This window comes from Ensifer sp. SL37 (genome assembly GCF_026672675.1).
GTDB lineage: Bacteria > Pseudomonadota > Alphaproteobacteria > Rhizobiales > Rhizobiaceae > Ensifer > Ensifer adhaerens.
Map to the genome: position 1 here is coordinate 909,629 of NZ_JAPPRN010000001.1, position 16,206 is coordinate 925,834.

At 63.6% G+C, this 16,206-nt stretch carries 14 protein-coding genes; 4 read left to right on the forward strand and 10 right to left on the reverse strand.

Annotation, left to right across the window (positions count from 1 at the left end):
- Positions 1–28: 28 nt before the first annotated feature.
- From hpaD to OVA00_RS04135, 3 genes are all read right to left on the reverse strand, one after another.
- On the reverse strand, positions 29–1,009 hold the full coding sequence (gene hpaD, locus OVA00_RS04125; protein ID WP_060517803.1) for a 3,4-dihydroxyphenylacetate 2,3-dioxygenase: 981 nt from the start codon (positions 1,007–1,009) through the stop codon (positions 29–31).
- Positions 1,010–1,042: 33 nt separating this feature from the next.
- Complete coding sequence (gene hpaE, locus OVA00_RS04130; RefSeq protein ID WP_268088084.1) at positions 1,043–2,560, reverse strand: 5-carboxymethyl-2-hydroxymuconate semialdehyde dehydrogenase; 1,518 nt, start codon at positions 2,558–2,560, stop codon at positions 1,043–1,045.
- A gap of 64 nt (positions 2,561–2,624) precedes the next feature.
- Positions 2,625–3,017 (reverse strand): 5-carboxymethyl-2-hydroxymuconate Delta-isomerase, encoded by a 393-nt coding sequence (locus tag OVA00_RS04135; protein ID WP_034787798.1) that lies wholly within the window; start codon positions 3,015–3,017, stop codon positions 2,625–2,627.
- A gap of 108 nt (positions 3,018–3,125) precedes the next feature.
- Here OVA00_RS04135 and hpaR point away from each other — a divergent pair, with 108 nt between their 5' ends.
- Positions 3,126–3,614, forward strand: a complete 489-nt coding sequence (gene hpaR, locus OVA00_RS04140) for a homoprotocatechuate degradation operon regulator HpaR (protein ID WP_034787802.1) — start codon at positions 3,126–3,128, stop codon at positions 3,612–3,614.
- Between the two features lie 20 nt (positions 3,615–3,634).
- On the opposite strand, the gene OVA00_RS04145 is transcribed toward hpaR, so the two are convergent.
- Genes OVA00_RS04145 through OVA00_RS04170 form a run of 6 tightly spaced genes read right to left on the reverse strand, consistent with a single transcriptional unit; the run spans position 3,635 to position 10,004 of the window.
- Positions 3,635–4,645, reverse strand: a complete 1,011-nt coding sequence (locus tag OVA00_RS04145; protein ID WP_089042921.1) for a phosphotransferase — start codon at positions 4,643–4,645, stop codon at positions 3,635–3,637.
- Positions 4,646–4,652: 7 nt separating this feature from the next.
- Positions 4,653–5,936, reverse strand: coding sequence for an aspartate aminotransferase family protein (locus tag OVA00_RS04150; RefSeq protein WP_060517809.1), 1,284 nt, complete (start codon positions 5,934–5,936; stop codon positions 4,653–4,655).
- A 3-nt stretch (positions 5,937–5,939) separates the two neighbouring features.
- Complete coding sequence (locus OVA00_RS04155) at positions 5,940–7,295, reverse strand: aspartate aminotransferase family protein (protein ID WP_134886302.1); 1,356 nt, start codon at positions 7,293–7,295, stop codon at positions 5,940–5,942.
- A gap of 2 nt (positions 7,296–7,297) precedes the next feature.
- Positions 7,298–7,972 carry an HAD family hydrolase gene (locus OVA00_RS04160; RefSeq protein ID WP_404524621.1) on the reverse strand — a complete coding sequence of 225 codons (675 nt, stop codon included), beginning with the start codon at positions 7,970–7,972 and terminating at the stop codon, positions 7,298–7,300.
- Positions 7,969–9,222: a Tm-1-like ATP-binding domain-containing protein gene (locus tag OVA00_RS04165; RefSeq protein WP_112771538.1), complete on the reverse strand. Its 1,254-nt coding sequence runs from the start codon at positions 9,220–9,222 to the stop codon at positions 7,969–7,971. The genes OVA00_RS04160 and OVA00_RS04165 overlap by 4 nt, the downstream gene beginning before the upstream one ends.
- Positions 9,222–10,004 (reverse strand): IclR family transcriptional regulator, encoded by a 783-nt coding sequence (locus tag OVA00_RS04170; protein ID WP_060517815.1) that lies wholly within the window; start codon positions 10,002–10,004, stop codon positions 9,222–9,224. The genes OVA00_RS04165 and OVA00_RS04170 overlap by 1 nt, the downstream gene beginning before the upstream one ends.
- 297 nt (positions 10,005–10,301) lie before the next feature.
- Between OVA00_RS04170 and OVA00_RS04175 the strand changes: the two genes are divergently transcribed.
- Together OVA00_RS04175 and OVA00_RS04180 are read left to right on the forward strand one after the other, a co-directional pair.
- The gene (locus OVA00_RS04175) at positions 10,302–11,753 is read left to right on the forward strand and encodes an APC family permease (protein WP_060582288.1); all 1,452 of its coding nucleotides are present in this window, start codon (positions 10,302–10,304) and stop codon (positions 11,751–11,753) included.
- Positions 11,754–11,824: 71 nt separating this feature from the next.
- Positions 11,825–13,303: an aldehyde dehydrogenase gene (locus tag OVA00_RS04180; RefSeq protein WP_060604387.1), complete on the forward strand. Its 1,479-nt coding sequence runs from the start codon at positions 11,825–11,827 to the stop codon at positions 13,301–13,303.
- 45 nt (positions 13,304–13,348) lie between these two features.
- Here OVA00_RS04180 and OVA00_RS04185 read toward each other — a convergent pair whose 3' ends face one another.
- Positions 13,349–14,251 (reverse strand): LysR family transcriptional regulator, encoded by a 903-nt coding sequence (locus tag OVA00_RS04185; RefSeq protein ID WP_060582286.1) that lies wholly within the window; start codon positions 14,249–14,251, stop codon positions 13,349–13,351.
- A gap of 177 nt (positions 14,252–14,428) precedes the next feature.
- Between OVA00_RS04185 and OVA00_RS04190 the strand changes: the two genes are divergently transcribed.
- Entirely contained in the window at positions 14,429–16,156 is a 1,728-nt protein-coding gene (locus OVA00_RS04190) for an amidohydrolase family protein (RefSeq protein ID WP_060517820.1), read from the forward strand.
- Positions 16,157–16,206: the final 50 nt, after the last annotated feature.

The following is a 16,206-nucleotide window of genomic DNA, read 5'->3' on the forward strand; positions in this document are numbered from 1 at the left end:
GGCCCTTACCCGATCCACTCGCCAAACGTCACGGCGCGACGATCGGTTGGGCTTTCAGGATCGAGTCCCTCGCCTCGGCACCGGCAAAGGCGCTGCCTTCCTCAAACCAGGATTTCGGTGCCGGCGCGCCCCAGAGCGTCTGGCGCTGCGGGTCCTTCAGGTCCCACTTGATCGGTTCCAGATCCGGATCGACGGTCTGGTAGTCGGAGCAGTAGATCTCGATGCGGTGTCCATCAGGGTCGCGGACATAGAGGAAGAAGGCGTTGGAAATGCCGTGGCGGCCGGGGCCACGTTCGATATTGGCGAGCCAACCGGAGGTCGACATCAGGTCGAGCAGGTCGATGATGTTGAGCGGCGTCGGTACCCAGAAGGCGGTGTGGTGCAGGCGCGGGCCGCGGCCGTTGGTAAAGGCGATGTCGTGCACGCCGCCCTTGCGATGGGTCCAGGCGGCCCAGAGACGTCCCGTCTCCTCATCGGCCGTGTATTCCGTTACCCGGAAGCCGATCTCGTTGTAGAAGGCGACCGCTTCGTCGACATTGGGCGAGAAGCAGTTGAAGTGGTCGATGCGCAGCGGTTTGACGCCGCGGTAGAGCGCGTATTTCTGGTGGATTGGCGGCAGACGGTCCATCTTCGAATAGAATTCGAGCGGGATGCCCTGCGGGTCACGGGTGCGAAAGGTGCGTGACTGGTAGGGGCGTTCGATCCACTCGACAGGCAATTCTTTCGCTTTGAAGAAATGCGCGGCCTTTTCGAGATCCTCGTCGCCAAAGACCTTGAAGCCGAGGTCGCGAGCCTCTGCGCTCGACGCCTTCTTCAGAATGATGCAGTGGTGGCCGCGTTCCTCCATGGCCCTCAGATAGATCGTGTCCGCCGTCTCGTCGGTGACCTGCAGGCCCAGCACGTCGACATAGAAGGCGCGCGATTTGGCGAGATCGGTGACGGCGAGCTCCACATGGCTCAGCCGCACGATGTTGAAGGGCGGGTAGAGGTTCGGTTTCGGCAAGGGCATTGATGTCTCCTCCAGTTTTTTTTGCCAGCGCGCTCAGCCGCCGAGCTTGGCGATCGCGTGCGCCGAGCTGGCAAAGGCGATGTTCTTGGTTTCCATGTAAAAATCGAACGACCAGTCGCCGCCGTCGCGGCCAATGCCCGAGCTCTTGACGCCGCCGAACGGCGTCGGCAGGTGGCGCACATTCTCCGAGTTCACCCAGATCATCCCGGCCTCCAGATGATCGGTGAAGCGGAACGCGCGGGTGACGTCGGAGGTCCAGAGATAGCCGGTCAGGCCGTATTGCGTGTCGTTGGCAAGCGCCAGCGCCTCCGCCTCGTTCTTGAACGGGATCGCCGTCAGCACCGGCCCGAAGATTTCTTCCTGGGCAATGCGCATGCCGTTATTGGCGCCGGTAAAGAGCGTCGGGGTCACATAGCAGCCACCGCCCGGACCGTCGAATTTCTCGCCGCCGGCAGCAATGGTTGCACCCTCCTCGCGGCCGATTCGGATATAGTCGAGCACCTTCTTCTCATGCACGGGGTGAATGAGCGGGCCGACGACGGTCTCGGGGTCAAGCGGATGACCGACCTTGATGCGCTTGGCCTTCTCGGCGACGAGCGCGGTGAACCGGTCATAGATGCTGTCTTCGACCAAAAGGCGCGAGGACGAGGTGCAGCGTTCGCCGTTCAGCGAATAGATCATGAAGACGGCGGCGTCGGCCGCGCGTTCGAGATCGGCATCGGCAAAGACGATCACCGGGTTCTTGCCGCCGAGTTCGAAATGGACGCGCTTCAGTGTCTCGGCACCCTGCTTCATGATCATCGAGCCGGTGCGGCTTTCACCGACGAAGCCGATCGCCTTGATATCGGGGTGTTCGGTCAGCGCCCGGCCGGCGTCTTCGCCGAAACCGTTGACCAGGTTCCAGACACCTTTCGGCAGCCCGGCCTCCTCGGCGATCTCCACCAGCAGCCGTGCGGTCAGCGGCGAGAACTCCGCCGGCTTGTGGACGACCGTGCAGCCGGCGGCGAGCGCCGGGGCGATCTTCCAGGTCGACAGCATGAAGGGCGTGTTCCAGGGCGTGATGATGCCGACTGGGCCGATCGGCACGCGCGTCGTCATGTTGATCTGGTTGCCGCCGCGCAGCATCTTGCCGTCGCGTGCCTCCGGCGCCCGGTCGGCAAAGAAGCGGAAGTTTTCCGCACCGCGCAGCGCCGCCTTGGCCATGAACTTCAGCGATTGTCCGGTATCCACGCACTCGACGAAGGCGATCTCCTCGGAGCGCGCGACGATCGCATCGGCAACTTTATGCAGGAGCTTCTTGCGCGTATCGCCGGGCATGGACGCCCATTCGGCGAAGGCTGCTTTCGCGGCCTTGGCGGCGCGGTCGATATCGGCTGCCTTGCCGCGCGCGATCTTCGCCAGCGGTTTCAGGTCGATGGGCGAGATGGTCTCGAAAGTCTCGCCATCAAGCGAGGGAAGGGCTTCACCGTTGATGTAGTTGAGCACGCCTTCGCGTCTGAAGCGGGCAAGAAAGCGTTCCGCCTTGGCGAGGTTTTCGGCGAGCTTGGACATGATGGTCTCCGATGCTGGCGCAGACTTCGCCGCGCACTGCTGTGTTTTTGTGGGAGGGCCGCGCTCAGCCGTTGGAGGCGCGCAGCCTGGGGTGAATGGCGTTCTTCTTCCAGCTCAGCTCCGGATCGATCTCGCGGATCTCCAGGCTGAGGGCGAAATGCGGCGTCGAGAAGAGCGTCGAGAGTTCTTCGCTGACGGCCTTGAAAATCGCGTCGCCGGTCGCCTTCTTCTCCGCTTCCGTGCGGCCGCGGCCGATGCGGAAGGACAGGTCGATGAAGCCGTTTTCCGGCAGGAGGTCGGCGATCGCATAGTCGCGGCTCTGGATCGTGCGCACCCTGATGGCGCCAAGCTCGAAGAGGCCGGTGCCGAGGATGGTCGCGTGCACCGTGCGGCACAGCTTGGCAAAGTCGACGCGAGTGTCGAGGTTACCGGAATATTCGATTGTCAGATGCGGCATCTTTCCTCCCGATGCGCTCTCATATATTTAACACGTTAACGAAATTGCCGACAGTGTCAAGCAGCCCGTTTCCCGCAGCTGCGCCTGCCGATTGCAGAACGAAAGAAAATGTCCGATAGAACGCCTATGAGCCGCGAAAAGCCTCCCACCGACCTGGGCCACGACGCCCTTTTGCCGCACAACACGCGCCGTTCGCTGCCGATCGCGCTTCTGCGCGCACGCGAAGCCGTCATGGCGCATTTTCGACCGATGCTGGCGCGTCACGATATTACCGAGCAACAATGGCGGGTGATCCGCATTCTCGCCGAAGCCGGCCGGGTCGATGCGTCCGAGATGGCCGACAAGGCCTTCATCCTGGCGCCAAGCCTGACGCGCATCATCCGCTCGCTCGAGGAGCGCGGCCTGATCACCAAGCATAAGGACGCCGACGACGGCCGGCGCGTTCTGCTCGAGATCGCGCCCGAGGGCATGCGGGTGATCGCCGACGTCAGCCCGGAAAGCCGCGCGATCTACGAGGAGCTCGAAGCTCGCTACGGCCACGAGCGCGTCGAAGTCCTGCTCGATATGCTGGACGAACTCGCCAGTCTCAACGACTGAGTGCTTCGACGGCGCCCTGATCATCGAACCCCCAGTTCTTCCGCAAGCGCCAGCGTCTCGTCGGCATATCGCAGGACGCGGTCGCGCGCCGCGGGCAACTCCGGCCGCGAGGCAAACCAGCCGATATAGGTGAGGCTGCGAAGCACGAGGAACAGCGGCAGGCAGGAAAACGCTTCGTCCGGCAGGGCGCGGCGGCTTCGATAGCCTGAGATCAGCACAGCCTCGATCGTCTCATATGCCGGCTCGCGCCGGTTTTTCAGGAGTGCGGTCGCGATGTCGAAGAGGCGAAAGCCGTAGCCGGCATCGTCGAAATCGATGACGGTCACGCCGTTCTCGGCAACGAGCACGTTCTCCCGAACGAGATCGGCATGGATCAGCCCAAAATCCTGCGCCGGAGTCGGCATCGTTGCCAGGCGCCGCCGGAGATCATGGCGCAACGCCGAAAGTGCTCTTGTCTGCGCCGAAGACAAGCCGTCGCAGTCCCAGAACCGTCCCCAGAGCGGCCGCTCGCCGAGCAGTCCTTCCGCATCCCGGGCGGGGCGCCAGAATCCCTCCGGCGACGTCCAGCGGTCGGCGAGATTGTGCATCTCGGCCATGGTGGCGCCGAGTGCCGAGAAGATCGCGCCGAGCTTTTCGGGTGTGTGGGACAGCGGCTTTCCGCTTTCGCCGAGCGTCTGTCCGTCCATCCAGCCGATGATATCGGCGTGCTGCGCGGCAAACGCTTCATCTTCCGGCAGGGCAACAAGCAGGCATCCGTCCGCCGTTGCGATCGGCCGCGGCACCGCGAGACCGGCATCGCCGAGTGCTGCCATCCATTGCAACTCCGAGCGAAGGGCCGCTTCGCCGTGATAGCCGGCGCGGTGCAGCCGCAGCGCCGCCGACCGACCATCGGGGAGGCATACGCGAAACACCGCGTTTTCCCGGTATTTCAGGAGTTCCGGCCGTTGGTCGGCGACGCCCCAGTGCGAGAGCGCCTGGCAGGCCCGCCTGTCGAGCGCGGCGCGAAATTGCGGAGGCAGGTCGGCGATCATCGTCGGCTCACAGACCCGAGAGCACGTCGTCGAGCGTCGACAGCATGACGTCGGCATTCTCGCGGGTAAACGGCATCGGCGGCCGGATTTTCGTCGTGCATTGGTGGACGCCAAGCTTGCCCATCAGCACGCCTCGCCCTCGCATGCCGTTGATCACCTTTGTCGCGAGACCGCTCGCCGGTGTTTTCTCGCTGCGATCGGTGACGAGTTCCGCACCGAAGAACAGGCCGCTGCCCCTGATGTCGCCGATCACGTCATGTTTGTCCGCAAGCCGCGCGAGACCCGCCTTGGCGTAAGCGCCCACGGCAGCGGCGTTCTCGATGAGCTTCTCACTTTCGATCACATCGAGCACCGCCATGGCGGCAGCGCAGGATACGGGGTTGCCGCCGAAGGTGTTGAAGTAGCGAAACGCCTTGCGGAAGGCGTTGAGCGTGTCGGCGCCGGCAACCACGCCGCCGATCGGATGGCCATTGCCCATCGGTTTTCCGAGCGTGACGATATCGGGCACGATGCCGGCCTTCTGGTGTCCCCACATATGGCCGCCGGTACGGCCGAAGCCCGGCTGGACCTCGTCGGCAATGACGAGGCCGCCGGCTTTTCTGACCGCGGCGACAGCCCCGTCGAGAAATTCCCATGGCAACTCCGGAAAGCCCTCATTGGCGAAGAAGGGGTCGATGATCAGCGCCGAGAAGCCGTGCGGGCTCTGCTCAAGCGAGGCGATCGCTTCTTCGACCTTGGCGGTGAAAGCCGCAGCGAATGCGTCACCCGGCTCGCCGCCGAGCGGTCGGTAGCTGTCGGGTGCTGGCACGTGGCGCACGTGGCCGCCGAAGCCGCCGACTGGCGGCATTCGGGTCGAAAGCTGCGACACGGCCGCGGTGTTGCCGTGATAGGTGTGGTCGGTGGCAATCACCCCGGTTTTGCCGGTCACGGCTTGAGCCATGCGCAGCGCCACGTCATTCGCCTCGCTGCCGGTGCAGGTGAGGATCGCCGCGTCGAGGCTCTTGTCGAAGGTCGCGGTCAGCCGCTCGACATAGTCGAGAATGCCTTCGTGCAGATAGCGGGTGTGGGTGTTGAGGGTTGAGGCCTGCCGGGCGATCGCCTCGGTCACCCGCGGATGGCAATGGCCGACATGCGGCACGTTGTTGTAGCAGTCGAGATAGCGGCGGCCATCGGCGTCGAAGAGCCAGACGCCTTCGCCGCGCACCAGATGGACCGGCTCCTCGTAGAACAGCGACATGTTGCGCCCGAGCAGCCGCTCGCGGCGCGCGATCAGATCCGCGTTGCCTGTCATGGTTTATCCCCGTGCGGCGGTGAGGCCGGCGTCCAGCGCCGTCAGAATACGGGCGACATCGCCGGCGGTGATGACGAGTGGCGGCGAGAGGATGACATTGGCGCCCGAGGTTCGCACCATGACGCCGGCGTCATAGGTCACGTCCTGGACCTTCTGCACCACATCCTTCGCCGCAGCGCTCTTCTTCTCGCGGTCCGAGACCAGTTCGAGCGCGCACATCAGACCCTTGCCACGCACGTCGCCGATCAGTTCGTGCCGCTCCTTCAGCGCTTCGAGACCGGCGATGAGTTCCTCGCCGCGGGCACCGGCATTCGCCGCCACGTTCTGCTTGCGCGTCTCCTTCAGCGTTGCGAGTGCTGCCGCAGCACCGACCGGATGGCCGGAGTAGGTGTAACCATGGCCGATCGATCCGGCAGCCGTCTTGTTGCTTTCGAAAGCCTCGGCCACCTTGTCGGCGATCATCACTGCGCCGAAGGGATAGTAGCCATTGGTGATCGCCTTCGCGGTCGACATGAAGTCTGGCTTCACGCCCCAGAGACGTGAGCCGGTCCAGGCGCCGGTGCGGCCGAAGGCGGTGATCACCTCGTCGGCAATCAGCAGAATGCCGTGGCGGTCGCAGATCTCGCGCATCAGCGGCATGAAGGTCTCGTGCGGCACGATCACGCCGCCGGCGCCAAGCACCGGCTCCATGATCAGCGCCGCGATGGTGTCGGCGCCCTGAAAGGCGATCTCGTCCTCGAAGAGTCGCGCGATCGACTTGGCGATGACAGCGCCGTCGGTCGTGTCGAACGGGTTGCGATAGGTATAGGGCGCCGGCAGATGATAGACGCCGGGCAGCAGCGGCTCGTAGTTGCGACGGAAATTGGCATTGCCGTTGACCGAGGCGCCGCCGAAATGGGTGCCGTGATAGCCCTTCTTCAAGGCGACGAACTTGGTGCGCTCCGGCTGGCCGTTGAGCTTGTGGTATTGGCGGGCGAGACGCAGGCAGGTCTCGACCGAATCCGAGCCCCCCGAGGTTAAGAACGAGCGCGTCAGCCCGTCCTCGCGGAACCATTCAGCGAGCTCGTAGGACAGCTCGATCAGCGGCGAATTGGTGGTGCCGCGAAAGGTCGAATAATAGGGCAGGTCGTCGAGCTGGCGGCGGATCGCCTCCTTCACCGGTTCACAGGAATAGCCGAGATTGACGTTCCAGAGACCGCCGACCGCGTCGAGCACCTTCTTGCCGTGAATGTCGACGATCTCGACGCCCTCGCCGGCATTGATGATGCGCGGCGGCGTCGCCTGCATCTCGGCCGGATGCGCCATCGGATGCCAGAGGTGGCGGGCGTTGTTCTCGATGAGGAAGTTGGTTTCGCGCATGCTCATGCTCCTGTCAGTTCGAGGCCGAGCATCTGAAGCGCTCTGGCATAGCTTTCTGCGGGGCGGGTGACGTCGAAATGGACGTGAGGCAGGCCGACGGCCCGCGCACCCTCGATGTTCTTCAACTGGTCATCCACGAAGACGCAGGCTTCGCGCGACAAACTGAGCTGGCTCAGCACCAGTTCGTAAGCGCGCGGATCGGGCTTCAGGATGTTGGTGTAGGTGGCGTCGACGATAATCTCGAAGAGCTCGATCAGCGGGAAACGCTCGCGGAACGCGACGCCATAGAAGAGGTCGAGTTCGTTGGAGAGGATCGCGAGGCGGATGCCGGCCCTGTGAGCGGCAAGGATCGCGTCGCGTGCCTCGGGCCTGAGCACCAGCTCCGGTTCGGCCCCGCGCGCCCGCTGCACGAAGGTCTTCATGTCGCTCCAGTCTTCGTCGAGCAACTGTCCAACCTCGCGCGTGCGTGTCGTCCAGTAGTCCCGTTCGGTGATCTCGCGCCGCTGCATGGCGGCCCAGAGCGGGTCGGTCGCCGGATCGAAGGGGCCGCGCCACGTGAGCGTGCCCGGCGCAAGGCCAAGTGCGCGCTCGGTGACGTCGTGGGTCTCGAATAGCGTTCGGGTGACGACGCCGCCGAAGTCGAGGATCAATGCCTTGTCGGTCATGTTCTTCGTCATGGCCGACCCTCGGGCACGATGCCGCGCGACACCCAGTCGTCGAAGATCGCAAGTGCTGCTTTCGAGAATTCCGGGGCGTTGATGTGGCTGTCGACCTCAAGCAGCGCGACGCCTGACGGGATCGACCGGCGCATCTCGTCGATGAAGGCGTCGAGCGCCTCCGGTTCGAAGAGCGGCTCGTCGGGCTGATCCCACTCCTGAATCCCCTTGAGCGGCAGGATGAAGGCGACTTCGGCGCCGGTGCCGGCCAGTTTGCCGCCGATGACGCGAGCGATCTCGCGCCGCCCTTGGACTGACGTGGTGACCGAGCCGAGCAGCCGGTTGTGGGCGTGATAGGGGCGGTCGGCGAAGGCTTGCGGAACGGGCTGCCAGGCGGGCAGGTCGACCATGTCGACGGCGCCGGGCGCGACGATCTGGGGGATGCCGGCTCGCCCGGCATTTTCAAGCCGGTCCGGCCCTGAGGTGACGACCGTTCCGTGATGGTGGTTGCTGACCTCCTGGATGCAGAAGTCGAAGACGGCCGTGAAACCCTTCTCGGCCGCGATCGCCTCGAAAGCGCGCCCGCCCATGCCGGTCGAATGGAAGACGGCGACGTCGTAGCCGCGGCGCTCGAGTTCGGGTTTCAGGTATTTCATGTATTTGAGGCAGCTCGATCCCAGCGAGGTCATGCCGATCAGCGGCCGCGATCCATCCGGCTTTGTACCGAACCGCGCAGCACCGACGACCGCGCCGCAGGCCTGGGAGAGCACCGAGCGGCAGATGCCGTTGAGACCATAGAGCCCGCCAGCCCAGAGGATCATCATCAGATCAGGCGCGATGCGCTCGGGCGGCAAGAGGTGCGAATAGGCAATCGTCGAGACGATGAATTTCGGCACGCCAAGTGGTAGCGCCGCGGCGACGTCGAGCGCCAGATCGGTGCCCATGGAGCCGCCGAGAATGATGACGCCATCGGCCTGGCCGGCCTCGTAGAGCGAACGGGTAAGGGCGGCGGCACCTGTTGCCATCAGCGCCATGGCGCTGTGTTCGTCGCCGCTGGATGCGATGGCCGCGATCGAGACGCCGGCTGCTTCGGCAATGTCGTGGCGCGAGTACTCAGGCTGATAGGGCGGGTCGCCGAGAATGCTGACATCCATCATCACAGGCAGTCCGCCGGCTTCGCGGATGACGGACGCCATGAACTGGAGTTCGTCGCATTTGGTGTCTCCCGTACCCACGACCAGGATATTGGGGAGACGGTTCATTGCATTCATCAGCCGGCCCTCCTTGCCAGCGGATCGGCAGCAACCTGCTCCAACCCGAAAAGTCTTTCGGAAATGCGTCTTGCCGCAGCCATAGCGGCGCGCCCCATCTGTTCCACCGTCTCCTTGTCGGCACGCGTTGCAGGTGCGGCGATAGCGATGGCGCCGACCGGCGTTGTGCCGGGCGCACGGATCGGGGCGGCGACGCTGACGACGCCGGTCTCAAGCCCGTGATGGCAGATCGAGTAGCCACGCCGGAGCGTCTCGCCGAGCGTCTGGCGGAGTGCGGCCGGATCCGTCAGCGTGTGGTCGGTGAAGGCCTGGAGCGGCGCCGACAGGGCCGCGTCGATCTCCTTCTGCGGGCAGAAGGCGAGAAAGCCGAGGCCGGATGCGGTCGCGTGGAAGGGCAGGATGCTGCCGACGTCGACGATGACACGATGCGCCCGTTGCGAGTCCTCCACATGAATGGTCGAGAGGCGGCCGGCGGCGTATTCGGAGAGGTGGACGGTCTCGCCCGCAAGGCTTGCGAGTTCCCGCGCAAAAGGGGTCGCCACGCTCAGATAGGGAAAGCGCGCCTCGCGGATACGGGCGAGCCGCACCGGTGCACCGCCCAGCCGATAACGGCGCGTTTCCACGTCCTGCTCGACGAAGCCGTGTTTTTCCAGTTCGACGAGGAAGCGCCTGGCCGTCGCCTTGTCGAGCCCGCAGTGGCGGGCGATGTCGCTCAACCCCGCCTCTTTCTCAAGGCGCGAGATCGCGTCGAGCAAAGTCAGGGCCTTACCGATGGTGCTCATCCATTCCTCCGTTGTCGAGCGCCCCGTCAGTCCTCTTGCCTGTTCCCTCCTAAGGAGCGGTAGACCCGCTCTCCCGGTCGTTCTGGGTCGAGATACTTAACATGCGAAATAACTTGACGGGGCCAGATGCAATTTGCAAGTCTATATTTGAAGCTAAGGTTCAAATATTGAACCGAAAGACTTGCGCGGCAAAGACAAAAAGCAAGCCCCGCGCCTCAAGTCCGCTTCAGGGAGCAGCCGCCGGAGAGAAGGACCGGAGGCGAAAAGGCGTTCGCGCCAGCAAGGGGAGCCAAGACCATGACCAATTCGCCTGCGCCCGTGACCGGGGCGAACCAATTGCGCAAGAACGCCCTCGGCGTCGGCGCCGTCACCTTTCTCGTCGTTTCCGCCGCTGCACCGCTAACCGCGGTTGCCGGCGGCGTTCCATTGTCGATGATGCTCGGAAACGGTGCGGGCATTCCCGGCACCTTTCTGATCGTCACCGCGATCCTGCTTCTGTTCTCGGTCGGCTATGTCGCCATGGCGAGGCATATCCGCAATGCCGGCGCCTTCTATGCCTATACGGCACAGGGCCTCGGCGGGCTGATGGGCGGTGCCGCAGCGATGATCGCGATCCTTGCCTATAACGCCATGCAGATCGGCGTCTTCGGCCTCTTCGGCGCGGCAACGGCGGGGCTTTTCGCCGGCTTGGGGATCGATCTGCCCTGGTGGGTCTGGACCTTTATCGGCATCGCTGCGGTCGGCATTCTCGGCTATCGCCGCGTCGATCTCTCCGCCAAGGTGCTGACTGTCCTCGTCATCCTTGAATATCTGGTCGTGCTCGTCATCGACGTCGCGATCCTCGCCAAGGGCGGCGACGGCGGATTGACGACGGTTTCGTTCACGCCCTCGGCGATCCTCTCCGGTTCGCCGTCGATCGGCATTCTCTTCTGCTTCGCCGCCTTCATCGGTTTCGAAGCGACGACGATCTACAGCGAGGAAGCCCGCGATCCGGAGAAGACCGTGCCGCGTGCGACCTATATCTCGGTGCTGATCATCGGCATCTTCTACATGTTCACCTCGTGGCTGATGGTGAACGCCGCCGGCGCGGACAAGCTGGTGCCCGAACTGCAGGGCCTTGCCGATCCGACCACTTTTCTCTTCGGCCTCGCCGAACGCTATGCCGGCGGCTGGCTGCCGCCGTTGATGAACGTGCTCTTCGTCACGAGCCTCTTTGCCGGCGTGCTGGCGTTCCACAACGGTGTCGCCCGCTATCTCTACGTCGCCGGCCGCGAGCGCCTGCTGCCCGCCTCGATCGGCGTCACACATCCTGTCTACCACAGCCCGCATGTCGGCTCGCTGATCCAGACGGTTATTGCCGTGCTAATCGTCGCGCTCTTTGCGGCAACGGGCCAGGACCCGGTGCTGGCGCTGTTCTCCTGGCTGACCAACGTCGGCACGCTTGCGGTGATGACGCTGATGGCCTTTACCGCCTTTGCGATCGTCGCCTTCTTCAACCGCAATCCTGGGCTTGAAACGAACCCGCTGGTCACCAAGGTCATTCCCGTCGTCACCGGTCTGATCCTCGTTGCCGTCATCATCGCGATCGCGGCCAATTTCGGCGATCTCGCCGGCGCTACCGGCATGCTCGCGGTGTTCTTGCCGGGGCTCGTCGTGATCTTTGGGGTCATCGGGCTGTTCCTGGCGGCCTCGCTGAAATCGGGCAATCCGATTGAGTTCGCCCGCCTGGGTGCCGGCCAGGAGATCTGATCTCTCGGGAATATCGCTTTTGGGGATGGCGGCTTGCCGCCATCCCTGCAAACCAAACGGGACAGGACACGATGCAGGACAAGATCGATCAATTGCGCAACCTGCCCGTTGCGGCCCAAAAATTGTTCATCGGGGGGCGTTGGCAGGAGAGCCTCTCCGGTCAAAGCCTCGATGTCGCCTCGCCGATCGACGGCAGGCACCTGACGACGATCGCCGACGCGGCAGCCGGTGATGTCGACGCCGCGGTCCGGGCCGCCCGCGCCGCTTTCGAGAAGGGAAGCTGGTCGAGGGTTGCCCCGGCCCAGCGCAAAAAGGTTCTCACGCGCATTGCCGAGATCATCGAGGCGCAGGCACTCGAGCTGGCCGTTCTCGGCGTACGCGACAATGGCACGGAAATCTCTATGGCGCTGAAGGCCGAGCCCGGCAGCGCCGCCGGCACCTTCCGCTACTATGCCGAGGCGCTCGACAAGGTCTATGGCGAGATCGCTCCGTCGGCCGACAATATTCTCGGTCTCGTGCATCGCGAACCGATTGGCGTGGTCGCCGCGATCGTGCCCTGGAATTTCCCGCTGATGATCGGCGCCTGGAAGATCGCGCCGGCGCTCGCCGCCGGCAACTCGGTGGTGCTGAAACCGGCCGAGGGCGCCTCGCTCAGCCTGCTCAGGCTCGCTGAGATCTGCGCCGAGGCCGGTCTGCCAGAGGGTGTCTTGAATGTCGTCACTGGTCGCGGCGCGACCACGGGCGAGGCGATCGGCCTTCATGGCGATATCGATGTTCTCGCCTTTACCGGATCCGGCGGCGTCGGTCGTCGGCTGCTCGAATATTCCGCGCGCTCGAACCTCAAGCGCGTCTATCTCGAACTCGGCGGCAAGTCGCCGAACGTCGTCTTTGCCGACGCACCCGACCTCGACCAGGCCGCGCGCATTTCCGCCTATGGCATCTTCCGCAACTCCGGCCAGGTCTGCGTTGCCGGTTCGCGGCTGCTTGTCGAGCGCTCCATTCACGAAGCCTTCGCCGAGAAGGTGGCAGCGATCGCAGGATCCGTGAAGGTCGGCGACCCGCTGCGTCTTGCGACCGAGGCCGGTGCGATTTCGAGCGAGGTTCAACTCAAGAAGAACCTCGATTTCGTCAGAGAGGCCGAGGCTGAAGGTGCAAGGCTGCGCTCCGGCGGCAAGCGCATCCTCGAAGAAACCGGTGGCTCCTACATGCAGCCGACTGTCTTCGACGTTCAGCCGGATATGAAGCTGGCGAAGGAGGAGGTCTTCGGCCCCGTGCTTGCGGTCATACCGTTTGATGACGAGGTCGACGCACTCCGGATCGCCAACGCGACCGACTACGGTCTGGCGTCGGCCGTCTGGACTGCGAACCTGTCACGCGCGCACCGCATGGTGCGCGGCATCCGCGCCGGCGTGGTGCACGTCAATACCTATGGCGGCGCCGACAACACAGTGCCGCTCGGTGGCGTCAGGCAGTCCGGCAATGGTCACGACAAGTCGCTGCACGCGCTCGACAAATACATCGATCTGAAGACCGCCTGGATTCAGCTCTGACCCCCGGGACGACAAACCGTATCGGCGTTGGGCCGGGTAAGAAGGCTATTCCATCGTCGCCCGCAAGGCCCGGATGATCTCTTCGGCAAACATGGCGGCGGCCAGGCCGTGGCCGCGTCTTTCCCGCTGCACCAGCGAAAGCACGTTCTTTGCAAAAGTCCGGTCACGGATCTGCAGGTATGTCAGGACGCCGTTTCGCTGTTCCTCGGTAATGTCGAACTTGCTGAGGAAAGCGATGCCGTCGCCGGCCGCGGCCAGGAACTTCATCGCCTCGATGGAATTGGTGAGATAGCTCGGCTCGACTGTCAGCCCGGCCTCAGCGAAGGCGTCGGCGACGATGCCATGGATCTGCATCGACTTGTCGGCAAAGATCAGCGGGTAGGGCTGGCAATAGGCCAGCGGCAATGATTCCATGCCGGCGAGCGGGTGTTCAGGAGCAACGACCGCGCCGAGGCGGGTGTCCATCTTCCAGAGTGTCTCGATCTGCGGCGTCGGCGGGAGACTGAAGGCAAAGCCGAGGTCGGCCTCGCCACCGGCCACCGCCTGAACGATCTCGCGGGCGAACATTACCCGGATCGTGATCTTGAGGCGTGGATGGCGTGCGCCGAAGATCGCAGCCACCTTCGGCACGATGCCGCCGGCAAGGCCGTTCATTGTGGCGATGATCACCTCGCCGCTCTGCAGCGCCTTGATATCGCGAATTTCGGCTTCGACCTGGCTGTATTCCTTCATGGTCCGGCGCACATGCGCGACGAGGATTTCGCCGGCCGGCGTCAGCCTGAGGCCGCGCGGCAGCCGCTCGAACAGCGGCTCGCCGATATCCTCCTCAAGCTGCAACACATGCTTGTTGATGGCCGAGGCAGCGACGTTCAGCCGTTCGCTCGCCCCGCGGATCGAGCCTGAGCGCGCCACCTCGTCGATATAGCGCAGCACGCGTGAATGCAGCATGGTCTTCCCCAATTTAATCGTTCTCGAAAAGCGAACGGTACGAGCAGAAAATACTGCTTTTCGGAAGCGGTGCAATGACTTCTTATGGTTGGCGAGGGGCGCGCTGCCGGCACTGCACCCGCTGAATATGGCGGGTTATGGGCAGGCGCCGACGACTCTGAAAGTGGAGGACTATTCGTGAACCAGACTGAAGCCGCGCATTACGAAAAGGTGCGCGCCATCTTCGATATCCTGAACGGCGAGCGGGAGGCGGATCTTCTTTTGAAGAACCTGAACATCCTCGATGTTCACGGAGAGACCGTCTACCAGGGGTCCATTCTCGTCTACGACAAGCGCATCGTTGCGCTCAACCCCGACGAGACGGTCTTGAAGGTCAAGCAAGTCTTCGACGGCAAGGGCCTCTATGCGATCCCCGGCCTGATCGACGCGCATATCCATTTCGAATCCCAGCTCGCGCACCCGACGGCGCTCGCCGAGGCGATGGTTCCCTGCGGCACGACGACGATCTATGCCGAGTGCCTGGATCTGCTCAGCGCCGCGGGCAAGGAAGGCATCGAAGCGGCCGAGAGCCTTTTCCGGGATTACGAGCAGCTGCCCTACCGGCTCTATGCCTTCGCACCGGGCAAGAAGACGGCGGCATCGGTGACGGAAGCCGTGCTCAAGATGGAACCGGTGATCGGCCTCGGGGAGTTCGAGCACTTCACCTACAGTTCCGGCAACGACGACGATTTCCGCAAGGCGGCCTGGGTCCGCGCCAAGGGCGGCTTTATGAACGGCCACTGGGGCGTCACCGCGCTCTCCGACATGATCCTCAACTACCTGCCGGCGATCGGCGTCTCCAACAATCACGACGTCTGGAACGAGAAGGATATCGAGAAGAGCATTCGCTACGGCTTCCCGACGCACATCAAGTTCGGGGTCGGCAGCAGCGAGGTGATCAAGGTGCTGTTGCGCGCGATCGTCGACCGCAAATGGCCGACCGACAATTTCATGCTCTGCACCGACAACATCTCGATCGAGCGACTGCTCACCATGGGCCACATGGACTGGATCATTTCGCTCTCAGCCGAAATGGGCATCAACCCGATCCACGCGATCAAGATGGCGACCTACAACACCGCGCGTTCTTTCCACATGGAAGACAAGATCGGTTCGCTGACGCCCGGCCGGTTCGCCGATATCGTCTTGACCGACAGCCTGTCGAAGATCAATCCGCTCTACGTGTTCAAGGATGGCGAACTGGTCGCAAAAGACCGTAAGCTGCTGAAGAATGCCGACATCGACTATTCCGGCATGTGCAAGGACGGCGTTTCCGGCCTCGCCGATCTCTCGCCGGAGCAACTGGACATCGTGCCCCTGGAAGTGTCGGAAGACGGCACGCAGGCCAAGGTCTATTTGTTCGATGTCTACGGCCGCGGCCACGCCAAATTCTACCAGGAAATCTGGGTTCCGCTGAAGGATGGCAAGGTCGTTGTCGAGCATGAGGGCAAGAAGATGAGCCGGCTGTCGGTCGTCCAGCGCTATGCCGACGGCAAACGCCATGTGGTGAACGGGCTTTTCAAGGGCGTTCATGTCGATCGTGGCGCAGTGGCGACCTTTTGGCCGGCGCCGAAGCCCTATTTCGTCGTCGTCGGTCAGGACAGCGCCGAGATGTGCCATTGCCTCAAGCGGGTCGATACCCATGCCGGCGCCTGCATCGTCACCGACGACAGGGTGGAAAAGGCCGTCATGCCGCTGGAGATCTACGGGGTCATGGCGAACATGAGCGTCGAGCAACTGACGGCCAGTGCCGCTGCGATCGATGCGGCGCTCGAAGCTCTTGGCAACCGCAACGAAGGCGAACCGGTGGTCAACAAGCTGCTCAGCCTGTTCATCTCGTTGCACCGGTTCCGCTTCATGGCCTAGAGCCATTCAGAAAAAGGAGACGGGCGTTTCGGCGTCCGTCTGCCTGGAAA